We start from the raw sequence: 10,395 nt of genomic DNA on the forward strand, positions 1-10,395 counted from the left end.
ACGACTCGATCTGCTCAACCGTCAGCGACTTCTCACACAGTCACACCAACGAGCCCCAGCCCACACAGTCACACCACATGCGGTTGCAGTACTAGGCCGAACGCCCTGGCCGGGGCCGGTCCGGCGGCCGACGCCCGGCGGGTGGCGGCGTTCCTACGGTGAGGGCGCGGGCCGGGGTGCGCTGGGGGCCGAGCCGCTGGTGCGACTGGCGGATCTGCCGCTGGAGGGGCTGCGGCGAGCGCTGGAGATGAACGTGGTGGCACCGCTGGGCATTGTTCAGCACGCTTTGCCGCTATTGCGTCGCTCCTCCTATTGGGAATCGTATGGGGTTGATTCCCCTTATAGGGGAGGTGCCCTTTATGCAGAGGGCAAGGGGAATAAGGAAATGTCCGATTCGTCCTATTATGGCGGGTCGGATGTGGAGCCGGAAAGGCGGCCGGGCGGGGCGGTCCTCACCCTCAGCTCGGACGCGGCCGTCGAGGCGTACCCGACGTGGGGCGGCTACGGAGCGGCGAAGGCGGCGCTGGACCGGCAGTCGGCGGTGCTCGCGGTGGAGGAGCCGGGGCTGCGGGTGTGGCGGGTCGATCCGGGCGACATGCAAACCGATCTGTACGCGGCCGCCGTCCCGGACGACGACTCGGACCGGCCGCTGCCGGAGACGGTCGTGCCCGCGCTGCTGCGGCTGCTGGACGACGCGGCCCCCAGCGGCCGGTACACGGCGGCGGAGCTGCTCGCCGGGGCCGGAACCGGTGCGTCCGACGGGGTGGGCGCGCGGTGATCGCCGAGGCGCTGCGGGTCCCGGAGGAGTTGTCGGCCCGGGTGCCGGCCGAGCAGCGCGGCCCGGGCCTGGGCCGGGACGACGTACGACTGCTGGTGAGCCGGGGGACGCGGGAGCCCGCCCCTCACGTCTTCCGGGAGCTGCTGCAGCTGCTCGGGGCCGGGGACGTGCTGGTGGTGAACACCTCACGGACGCTGCCGGCCGCGGTGGACGGCCGGATCGGGGACGGCCGGGGGCGCGGCGAGCCGGTGGTGGTGCACTTCTCGACCCGGGCCGACCGGTGGCATCCGGCGGGCCGGGCGGTGGCCGGCTGCTGGGCGGTGGAGCTGCGCGGGCCGGACGGCCGGGGCAGCACCCTGCCGCGGGCCGGCGGTCCGCCCGGCACGGTGGTGCGGCTGCCCGGCGGCGCCCGGCTCGCCCTCCAGGCGCCGGTGGACCCGGGCGGGGTACGGCTGTGGTGGGCGCGGCCGTCCGGGCTGCGGGTACCGGAGCTGCTGCGGCGTCACGGGCGGCCGATCCGGTACGGCTACACCGGGCGGGACCAGCCGCCGGCCGCGTACCGGACGGTGTTCGCGGTGGACTCGCCCGGCGCCGGCCGTGCGGAGATGCCGAGCGCGGCGCGGCCGTTCACCGCGGAGCTGGTGGCGCGGCTGGTGAGCCGGGGGGTGCAGTTCGCGCCGATCTCGCCGCACACGGGGGTGGCGTCGGCGGAGGCGTTCGAGCCGCCGTATCCGGAGCGTTTCGTGGTGCCGGCGGCGACCGCGTGGCTGGTGAACGCCGCACGGGCCCGCCGCAGGGCGGCGCCGAGGGCCGCCGGGGGCCGGATCGTCGCGGTGGGCACCACGGCCGTACGGGCGCTGGAGTCGGCGGCCGGCGCGGACGGGCGGGTGCGGGCCGCGGCCGGGTGGACGGACCTGGTGGTGACCCCGGAGCGCGGGGTGCGGGCGGTGGACGGCCTGCTCACCGGGCTGCACGAGCCGACCGCCTCCCATCTGCTGATGCTTCGGGCGGTGGCGTCGGCGGCCGCGGACCGGGCCGCGCTGGAGCGGGCGTACGAGGCGGCGGTGGAGCGGCGCTACCTGTGGCACGAATTCGGCGATCTGCATCTGCTGCTGCCGGGCTGAGTCCGAGACTCGGTGCATGTCGCATTCAACGAGGAGCTGGACACCGACCCACGGTGAGCCCTACCGGCCGGTGCCGTACCGGCCGGCGCGGATGCCGGCGGCCGAGTCCCTGGCCCGGGCCGCCGAACTGCGGGAGCGGATGGGCCGGCGGCGCACGGTCCGGCAGTTCGCCGCCGACCCGGTGCCGGAGCAGGTGGTGAAGGACGCGATCGCCTGTGCGGCGACCGCGCCGTCCGGGGCCCACCAGCAGCCGTGGACGTTCGTGCTGGTCAAGGACCCCGAGGTGCGGCGCCGGATCAGGGCGGCGGCGGAGGCCGAGGAGCGCCGGTCCTACCAGGGGAGGCTGGGCGAGGAGTGGCTGGCGGCGCTGCGGCCGCTGGGCACGGACGAGGTCAAGCCGCATCTGACCGATGCGCCGTACCTGATCGTGGTCTTCCAGCAGCGCCACTGGCTGGGTGCGGACGGCAGCAGGCGCAAGCACTACTACGTGGACGAGTCGGTGGGGATCGCGGTCGGCATGCTGCTGTCCGCGCTGCATCTGTCGGGGCTGGCGGCGCTGGTGCACACGCCCAGCCCGATGCGGTTCCTGCAGGAGGTCCTGGGGCGGCCGGCGAACGAGAAGGCGTTCGCGGTGATTCCGGTGGGCTACCCGGCACCGGAGTGCGAAGTGCCCGATTTGATCCGGAAGAGCCTGGATCAGGTACTGGTCGAGTTCTAGCGCATACGGGCTGTGCATCTGCAACTACTCCCGGCAAGACCATCCCCTTCGGGCTGTGACGCCGCCAATAGGGCGTAAATCACTTACGACCCGGGTTAGTGGACCAGGAAATCCCGCCTGACCAGGGATTTGTCCATTCCGGACGCAATATTCCCCCTACTGGTTCCACTAACCCGGATCGTACGTCACACCTTTGCCGGGGCAATTTTCGGCCGCTAAGAATGGCTCCCGTCGCTCGGCGCCGTGGTCAGAACTCGGCGTTGGTCGCCACTCAAGGCCCGTGCGACGTCCCCCATTCGGAAGGTCTGTCCCGCCATGCCCAAGCACGCTCTTTCCCGCATCAACCGGACGCACAAGCTCGGTGTCGCCGGTGTCGCCGCAGCCGGTGCCGCAGCTCTGATCTTCGCCGCCGTTCCGGGTGCGGACGCCGACCAGGGCAAGACCCAGGCCACCGCCGTCGAGAACGTCAAGCCGGTCGCCTTCAGCGCCGTCGGCACGGCCGCCCGGGCCCAGCAGGCCACCATCGCCAAGCAGGCCGACGCTTCCGCCGCCAAGGGCAAGGCCGAGACCGCCGCCAAGAAGCTCGCCGCCGAGAAGGCCGCCAAGGCCAAGGCCGCCGCCGCGGCGAAGGCCAAGGCCGAGGCGAAGGCCAAGGCTGAGGCGAAGGCCAAGGCCGCCAAGGCCGCCAAGGAGCGCCAGGCGAAGCAGGCCGCGAGCCGCTCCGCGGTCCGCACCGCGGTCCCGGCCGCCGCGCCGAAGCCGGTCGTGAAGAAGACCTACCCGAACAACCTCGACGGCTGGATCCGCGAGTCGCTGGACGTCATGGCCAAGAAGGGCATCCCCGGCTCGTACAACGGCATCTACCGCAACATCATCCGGGAGTCCTCCGGCAACCCGATGGCGATCAACCTCTGGGACATCAACGCCCAGAACGGCATCCCGTCCAAGGGCCTGCTGCAGGTGATCGACCCGACCTTCAAGGCGTACCACGTCGCGGGCACCTCCTGGAACATCTACGACCCGGTTGCCAACATCACCGCCGCCTGCAACTACGCGGCCGACAAGTACGGCTCGATGGACAACGTCAACTCGGCCTACTGAGCCACCGTTCGACCGTCCGGGGGGACGCGCGCACACCGCCGAGGGGCGGCACCCGACTGCGGGTGCCGCCCCTCGGCGGTGTGCGGTACGGGCCGGGCGCTACTTGCGCATGACCTCCGGCTCGTGGCGGCGCAGCAGCCGCGCGACGACGAAGGCCAGCGCGACGCCCAGGCTGATCAGGATGATCATGTCCATCACGTACACCCCGGTCTGGTGCTTCCACAGCGGGTCGGGGTTGCCCAGCTCCCACGGCAGCAGGGTGTTCATGTCGGCCGTCGCGCCCATCGCGGCGACCGCCCAGCGGGACGGCATCAGCCAGGCGACCTGGGCGACGCCGAGGGTGTCGAAGAGCTGGAAGAGCACGCCGGTGAAGACCACCTGGACGATGGCGAACATGACCAGCAGTGGCATGGTCTTCTCGGCGGTCTTGACCAGCGAGGAGATGATCAGGCCGAACATCATCGAGGTGAAGCCCAGCGCGATGATCGCCAGCGCCATCTCGACCGCCGGGGCCTTGGGGACGATCAGGCCCTCGGTGGGCATGTTCCGGGTCGAGAAGCCGATCGCCGCGATGATCACGCCCTGGACGGCGGTCACCACGCCCAGCACGATCACCTTGGACATCAGGTACGCCGACCGCGACAGGCCGGTGGCCCGTTCCCGCTCGTAGATGACCCGTTCCTTGATCAGCTCACGGACCGAGTTGGCCGCGCCGGAGAAGCACATGCCGACCGCGAGGATCAGCATGATGGTGCTGGCGTCGCGGTTGGTGCGGTGCCGGTTCAGCGGTCCGTAACCAAGGCCGTAGTCGCTGGGGATCAGCATCGAGACCACGCCCAGCACCGCCGGCAGGATCAGCATCAGGCCCAGGAAGCCGCGGTCGGAGGCGAGCACCGAGACGTACCGCCGCATCAGCGTCCACAGCTGCGAGCCCCAGCTCTGGGACTTCTGGGTCCGGGCCGGCGGCGCCTGGATGGCCACCGACTGCGGGGCGGTGGCGTCGATGTCCGCGGCGTACATCTGGAAGTGCGGGGAGCCGCGCCAGCGGCCCATCCAGTCGTAGTCGCGGTAGTTCTCGAAGGCCGAGAAGACGTCCGCCCAGGTGTCGTACTGGAAGAAGTTCAGCGCCTCCTCGGGCGGGCCGAAGTAGGCCACGCCACCGCCCGGCGCCATCACCAACAGCTTGTCGCAGAGGCCGAGTTCGGCCACGGAGTGGGTGACGACGAGGACCGTGCGGCCGTCGTCGGCGAGGTCCCGGAGCAGCTTCATGACGTCGCGGTCCATGCCCGGGTCGAGGCCCGAGGTGGGCTCGTCCAGGAAGATCAGCGACGGCTTGGTCAGCAGCTCCAGGGCCACCGAGACGCGCTTGCGCTGGCCGCCGGAGAGCGAGGTGACCTTCTTGTCCTTGTGGACGTCGAGCTTCAGCTCGCGCAGCACCTCGCCGATCCGGGCCTCGCGCTCGGACTCCGCGGTGTCGCCGGGGAAGCGGAGCTTGGCGGCGTAGCGCAGCGCCTTCTGGACGGTCAGTTCCTTGTGCAGGATGTCGTCCTGCGGGACCAGGCCGATGCGCTGGCGCAGTTCGGCGAACTGCTTGTAGAGGTTGCGGTTGTCGTAGAGGACGTCGCCCTGGTCGGCGGGGCGGTAGCCGGTGAGCGCCTTGAGCAGGGTCGACTTGCCGGAGCCGGACGGGCCGATGACCGCGATCAGCGACTTCTCCGGGACGCCGAAGGAGACGTCCTTGAGGATCTGCTTGCCGCCGTCGACGGTGACCGTGAGGTGGCGGGCCGAGAAGGAGACCTCGCCGGTGTCGACGAACTCCTCCAGGCGGTCGCCGACCAGCCGGAACGTGGAGTGGCCGACGCCGATGATGTCGTTCGGACCGACCGGGGCCTTGCCGGACTTGGGGACCGGCTGGCCGTTGACGTAGGTGCCGTTGTGGCTGCCGAGGTCGCGGATCTCGAAGCGGCCGTCGGGGGTGGCGTGGAATTCGGCGTGGTGGCGGGAGACCTGGAGGTCGGAGACGACCAGCTCGTTCTCCAGCGCACGACCGATCCGCATCACCCGGCCCATGTCGAGGCGGTGGAAGGTGGTCGGGCTGCGGTCGCCGGACGGTGCGCCGCCGGCGTTCGGCGCCGGACGCTCCTGGGGCCGGCGGGCCTGCTGCGGGGGGACGGCCTGCCGGGGCTGCTGGGGCTGCTGGGGTACGGCCTGCTGCGGCGGGACGTACGGCGGCTGCTGGCCCTGCGGCGGCGCCTGCCAGCCCTGCTGGGCGGGCGGCTGCTGGTGAACGGGCGGCTGCTGGCCCGGCGCCCGGTGCGCGGGGGGCGCCTGCCATCCCTGGGCGGCCGGCTGCTGCTGCGGCGTCATCGCGGGCTGCGCGCTGAAGGCGTCGGCGGCCGGCGCGGCGGCGGACAGGGTCAGCCGGGGGCCGTCGGTGGCGTTGCCCAGATGCACGGCGGAACCGGGGCCGATCTCCGTCTGGTGGATCCGCTGGCCCTGGACGTAGGTGCCGTTGGTACTGCCGTGGTCTTCGATGATCCAGCTGCGGCCGCCCCATCGCACGGTGGCGTGGCGCCAGGAGACCCTGGCGTCGTCGAGCACCATGTCGCCCTGCGGATCACGGCCCACGTTGTAGGACCGGGACGGATCGAGCGTCCAGGTCCTTCCGTTCAATTCGAGTACGAGTTCAGGCACTCCATGCCCCATTACATAGTCCCCCGAGTGACGCCCTGTGCGCGAAGTCTAGGGATGGCGAACATCGTGAGGAACTATTTCAGGCTCGGCCCGCGGACCGGAAACCGGGACGGGGCCGGGGTGCAGACGGCTTCCGCGGGGCCCGCCAAACACTCCCGGAGCACGGGAAGAACCCATGGATCAACCGGGATCACCGGATTACGGATGTACCGGACGGGCGGGTGTCAGGACGGGGGCGGCGGCCCGGCCGGGGAGGCCGTGCGGAGCGGGCCGGGGAGGCCGTGCGGAGCGGGCCGGGAGGCCGTGCGGAGCGGACCGGGAGGCCGCATCATGGGAGGAAAGTGGACATCATCCGGATCGTGTCGGCGGTTCGTACCCGGTCCGTACGCGGTTCGCGCTCGGTCCGTACGCGGTTCGCCGGTGATCCGTGCGCGGTTCGCCGGTGATCCGTGCGCGGGCTGCCCGGGGCGCCGTGCGGACGGCTGCGCCCTCGGTACGTGCCGGCCGCGGCGTACCGAACCCCCCGGCGGGCCAAGGGAGTTGGGCTTTCCTTCGGGGTTGTCCCGACCTGCGGATCCGGGCGGGCCGGACACGACTCCATAACGATCAACGGGCCGCCGGGACCACGGACGGCGGGCCCACCGCGCGGGCTGCGGGCCGGTGGCGGACCGTGCCGCCGCAGGTGGCGGACCGTGCCGCCGCGGTCCGAACCCCGGACAGCCGTACGGGCGCGACGGCCCGGCGGTTACCGTAAGGGCACCATGAGCGCATCGCAGATCCCGCCTGCCACCGCCGTACCGGGCGATGACGTACCGACCCTTCTCGTGAAGATCTTCGGGAAGGACCGGCCCGGCATCACCGCTGGTCTCTTCGACACCCTCGCCGCCTACTCCGTCGATGTCGTGGACATCGAGCAGGTCGTGACCCGGGGGCGCATCACGCTGTGCGCACTGGTCACCACGCCCTCCCCCGGCCAGGGCACCAGCGGCTCCTCCGAGGGGGACCTGCGGGCCACCGTGCACAGCTGGGCCGAATCCCTGAACCTCCAGGCGGAGATCATCTCCGGCCGCGGTGACAACCGTCCGCGCGGCACCGGACGTTCGCACGTCACCGTGCTCGGCCACCCGCTCACCGCGGAGTCCACCGCCGCCATCGCCGCCGCCATAACGGCCACCGGCGGCAACATCGACCGTATTTTCCGGCTCGCCAAGTATCCGGTGACCGCCGTGGAATTCGCCGTCTCCGGCGCGGCCACCGAGGCCCTGCGCACGGCACTGGCCCTGGAGGCCGCGCAGCTGGGCGTGGACGTCGCCGTGGTGGCGGCCGGACTGCAGCGCCGGGCCCAGCGGCTGGTCGTGATGGACGTCGACTCGACGCTGATCCAGGACGAGGTCATCGAGCTGTTCGCGGCACACGCGGGCTGCGAGGCCGAGGTCGCCGAGGTGACCGCCGCGGCGATGCGCGGTGAGCTGGACTTCGAGCAGTCGCTGCACGCCCGGGTCGAGCTGCTCGCGGGGCTCGACGAGTCGGTGGTGGAGGCGGTGCGCAAGGAGGTGCGGCTCACCCCCGGCGCCCGCACCCTGGTACGGACGCTCAAGCGGCTCGGCTATCAAGTCGGCGTCGTCTCGGGCGGCTTCACCCAGGTCACCGACGCGCTGCAGGAGGAGCTGGGGCTGGACTTCGCCAACGCCAACACCCTGGAGATCATCGACGGCAAGCTGACCGGCCGGGTCACCGGGCCCATCGTGGACCGGGCGGGCAAGGCACGGCTGCTGCGGGACTTCGCGCACCAGGCCGGGGTGCCGCTGGACCAGACCGTGGCGATCGGTGACGGCGCCAACGACCTCGACATGCTCAACGCCGCCGGTCTCGGGGTCGCCTTCAACGCCAAGCCGGTGGTGCGGGAGGCTGCCCACACGGCCGTGAACGTGCCGTTCCTGGACACCGTGCTGTACCTGCTGGGCATCACCCGCGAAGAGGTCGAGGCGGCGGACACCCACGCGGAGTGAGCGCGGAGCGGGCGGAGTGAGCGCGGAGCGGGCGGAGTGAGCGCGGAGCGGGCGGGGCGGGGGCTGTGGCGGACGGAGCGGGGGCGGTAGTGGCGCGGTAGCGGGCGCGCCCGGAGCCTGGGCGGACGCCTTGGCCGGGCGGGCGGGCGCGGCCGGCCTGGTCGTGGGAGTTCCGGTGCCCAGATCCCGGAGGACGGGGCCGGGGGCGCCGCTGAGAGACCCGCCCGCGCCTGGCCTGAGAGGGTCGATAAGGGCCGATAAGGGCCGGCCGCATGAGCCCGAACCGCAGGCCGCGTGAGCCCGAAGGGGCGCCCGCGCGAGCCCTAAGGGCCGGCCGAGGCATGAGCGGGGCCCCGGCGGTGTGCCGGGGCCCCGCTTGCCGTCTTGCTCGGGCGTCCCGTGCGCTGTGGTGCGGCGGCTGCCGGGCCGGGGACCTCGGCCTGGCGGTGCCGACGGGCACGGGGCTCGGCCCTGCCGCTTCCGGACGGGAGGCTCAGCCCTGCCGCTTCCGGGCGCGAAAGGGCTCAGCCCTGCGGCGTCCAGTACGCGATCAGCCGGCCGACGCCGTGCTCCACCGACTTCCACGAGCCGTTGAAGGCGACCACGGCGATCGCGGCCGTCGGGAAGCCGCTGCGGTTCATCCGCGGCAACAGATCGCCGTCGGCCTCCCCCGAAAGCGCGTCCGCGAGGGCGTGCACGCCCGGGTTGTGCCCGACCAGCATCAGGTCGTTGACATCGTCCGAGGTCTCGTTCAGCAGGGCGATGAGCTCGCCGAGGGAGGCTTCGTAAATCCGCTCGTCGTAGACGGTCTTGGGGCGCTGGGGGAGTTCATGGACGGCGAGCTTCCACGTCTCGCGGGTGCGCGTCGACGTCGAGCACAACGTCAGGTCGGGGGTGACGCCCGACCCGGCCAGCCAGCGGCCGGCGACGGGGGCGTCCTTGCGGCCGCGCTCGGCGAGCGGACGCTCATGATCGCTGGTCTCCGACCATTCGGCCTTGGCATGGCGGAGGAGGACAATCCGGCGGGGTGTATCGACGCTCATGCGTCCCAGCTTCGCATGAAAGGCGGCGCGGGGCTCGGGGTGTTGAAGCGCTCCCCCTGCTGGGTGACAGCAGGCATCCGGGGCGCTCAGGCAGCTATCCGGAGGATTCCCACGAGGTACTCCAGCAGCACCGCGAACCCCTGCGGGGCGCTCGCCGCACTCGCCCGGGCGGGACTCGCCACGAGCGCCAGCAGGGCCATGAAGGAGACCAACGGCAGGGCCAGCGCCCACCACGGCAGCCGCGCCCGCAGACCGCCCGCCCCCAGACCTCGCATCCCCAGACCTCGTGTCCGCAGACCTCGTGTCCGCAGCCAAGGCGCCCGCAGGCCGGGTATCCGTATCCGTATGCCGTGCGCCCGCATACCGGGTATCCGGAGGCCGGGCGTCCGCGGGCCGCTGGTCCTCCGCGGGCCGCTGGTCCTCCGCAGGCGGGCGGCCGCGGCTGCGGGTGACCGGCTGAACGCGGCGGACATGGGGATCGCCTCCGTGACGCATCGAAGGGGCTGCACGGCCGCGGGGCTGCGGCTCGGCCACCGCGCTCTGCGGTGTGCTTCGAAGCTACGGATCACCAGCGGCCGTTCCTATCCGGGAAGCCACCCACTTATCCCTGATACCGGCCCCCTAGGGGACGGGGGGATATCCCTACCCTCGCGGCGCAGCCGGACGCCGTACGACCCGGCGGCCTCAGCGTGGTGCGGCGATGCTCGCGATGATCGCGACGACGACGGTCACACCGAGCATGAGGCCCAGCACGAGGAGCAGCTTCTTCTGGCTGCCCTGCGGATTCGGTTCGAGCACTGGCATGGGCCCAGTGTCGCACCCGCGGATCCGGCCGTGGGGGGGGGGGCCCGGGGGGGGGGGGGGGGGGCCCCCGCGCCGCCCACGACCGGGGCCGCCCCGGCGCCGCCCCCGCCCCCCACGCCGCGCC

8 protein-coding genes and 1 pseudogene are annotated in these 10,395 nt (G+C 72.2%); 5 read left to right on the forward strand and 4 right to left on the reverse strand.

Annotated features, from left to right (window positions below):
• Positions 1–181: 181 nt before the first annotated feature.
• From AB0G35_RS36945 to AB0G35_RS36960, 4 genes and pseudogenes are all read left to right on the forward strand, one after another.
• A pseudogene (locus tag AB0G35_RS36945) lies at positions 182–778 on the forward strand (SDR family oxidoreductase); the annotation flags it as partial.
• A complete protein-coding gene (locus AB0G35_RS36950) occupies positions 775–1,902 on the forward strand; it encodes an S-adenosylmethionine:tRNA ribosyltransferase-isomerase (protein WP_360959096.1) in 1,128 nt (375 codons plus the stop codon). The pseudogene AB0G35_RS36945 and the gene AB0G35_RS36950, both read left to right, overlap by 4 nt.
• 16 nt (positions 1,903–1,918) lie before the next feature.
• Entirely contained in the window at positions 1,919–2,620 is a 702-nt protein-coding gene (locus AB0G35_RS36955) for a nitroreductase family protein (protein WP_360959098.1), read from the forward strand.
• Between the two features lie 315 nt (positions 2,621–2,935).
• Complete coding sequence (locus AB0G35_RS36960; protein WP_360959101.1) at positions 2,936–3,721, forward strand: transglycosylase SLT domain-containing protein; 786 nt, start codon at positions 2,936–2,938, stop codon at positions 3,719–3,721.
• Between the two features lie 99 nt (positions 3,722–3,820).
• Here AB0G35_RS36960 and AB0G35_RS36965 read toward each other — a convergent pair whose 3' ends face one another.
• Positions 3,821–6,427 carry an FHA domain-containing protein gene (locus AB0G35_RS36965; RefSeq protein WP_360959104.1) on the reverse strand — a complete coding sequence of 869 codons (2,607 nt, stop codon included), beginning with the start codon at positions 6,425–6,427 and terminating at the stop codon, positions 3,821–3,823.
• Positions 6,428–7,176: 749 nt separating this feature from the next.
• On the opposite strand from AB0G35_RS36965, the gene serB reads away from it, so the two are divergent.
• Positions 7,177–8,424: a phosphoserine phosphatase SerB gene (serB, locus tag AB0G35_RS36970; protein ID WP_360959107.1), complete on the forward strand. Its 1,248-nt coding sequence runs from the start codon at positions 7,177–7,179 to the stop codon at positions 8,422–8,424.
• 524 nt (positions 8,425–8,948) lie between these two features.
• Here serB and AB0G35_RS36975 read toward each other — a convergent pair.
• From AB0G35_RS36975 to AB0G35_RS36985, 3 genes are all read right to left on the reverse strand, one after another.
• Positions 8,949–9,467: a histidine phosphatase family protein gene (locus tag AB0G35_RS36975; RefSeq protein ID WP_360959110.1), complete on the reverse strand. Its 519-nt coding sequence runs from the start codon at positions 9,465–9,467 to the stop codon at positions 8,949–8,951.
• Positions 9,468–9,553: 86 nt separating this feature from the next.
• Positions 9,554–9,742: a hypothetical protein gene (locus tag AB0G35_RS36980; RefSeq protein WP_360959113.1), complete on the reverse strand. Its 189-nt coding sequence runs from the start codon at positions 9,740–9,742 to the stop codon at positions 9,554–9,556.
• A 409-nt stretch (positions 9,743–10,151) separates the two neighbouring features.
• Entirely contained in the window at positions 10,152–10,271 is a 120-nt protein-coding gene (locus AB0G35_RS36985) for an SGM_5486 family transporter-associated protein (RefSeq protein WP_261952231.1), read from the reverse strand.
• Positions 10,272–10,395: the final 124 nt, after the last annotated feature.

This window comes from Streptomyces sp. NPDC021749 (assembly GCF_040640655.1).
Classification (GTDB): domain Bacteria; phylum Actinomycetota; class Actinomycetes; order Streptomycetales; family Streptomycetaceae; genus Streptomyces.

Bases quoted from the DNA above. Each gene is read 5' to 3' on its own strand.
- AB0G35_RS36955 (WP_360959098.1), top strand. From the start codon at position 1,919: ATGTCGCATTCAACGAGGAGCTGGACACCGACCCACGGTGAGCCCTAC.
- AB0G35_RS36960 (WP_360959101.1), top strand. From the start codon at position 2,936: ATGCCCAAGCACGCTCTTTCCCGCATCAACCGGACGCACAAGCTCGGT.
- AB0G35_RS36965 (WP_360959104.1), bottom strand. From the start codon at position 6,427: ATGGGGCATGGAGTGCCTGAACTCGTACTCGAATTGAACGGAAGGACC.
- serB (WP_360959107.1), top strand. From the start codon at position 7,177: ATGAGCGCATCGCAGATCCCGCCTGCCACCGCCGTACCGGGCGATGAC.
- AB0G35_RS36975 (WP_360959110.1), bottom strand. From the start codon at position 9,467: ATGAGCGTCGATACACCCCGCCGGATTGTCCTCCTCCGCCATGCCAAG.
- AB0G35_RS36980 (WP_360959113.1), bottom strand. From the start codon at position 9,742: ATGCGAGGTCTGGGGGCGGGCGGTCTGCGGGCGCGGCTGCCGTGGTGG.
- AB0G35_RS36985 (WP_261952231.1), bottom strand. From the start codon at position 10,271: ATGCCAGTGCTCGAACCGAATCCGCAGGGCAGCCAGAAGAAGCTGCTC.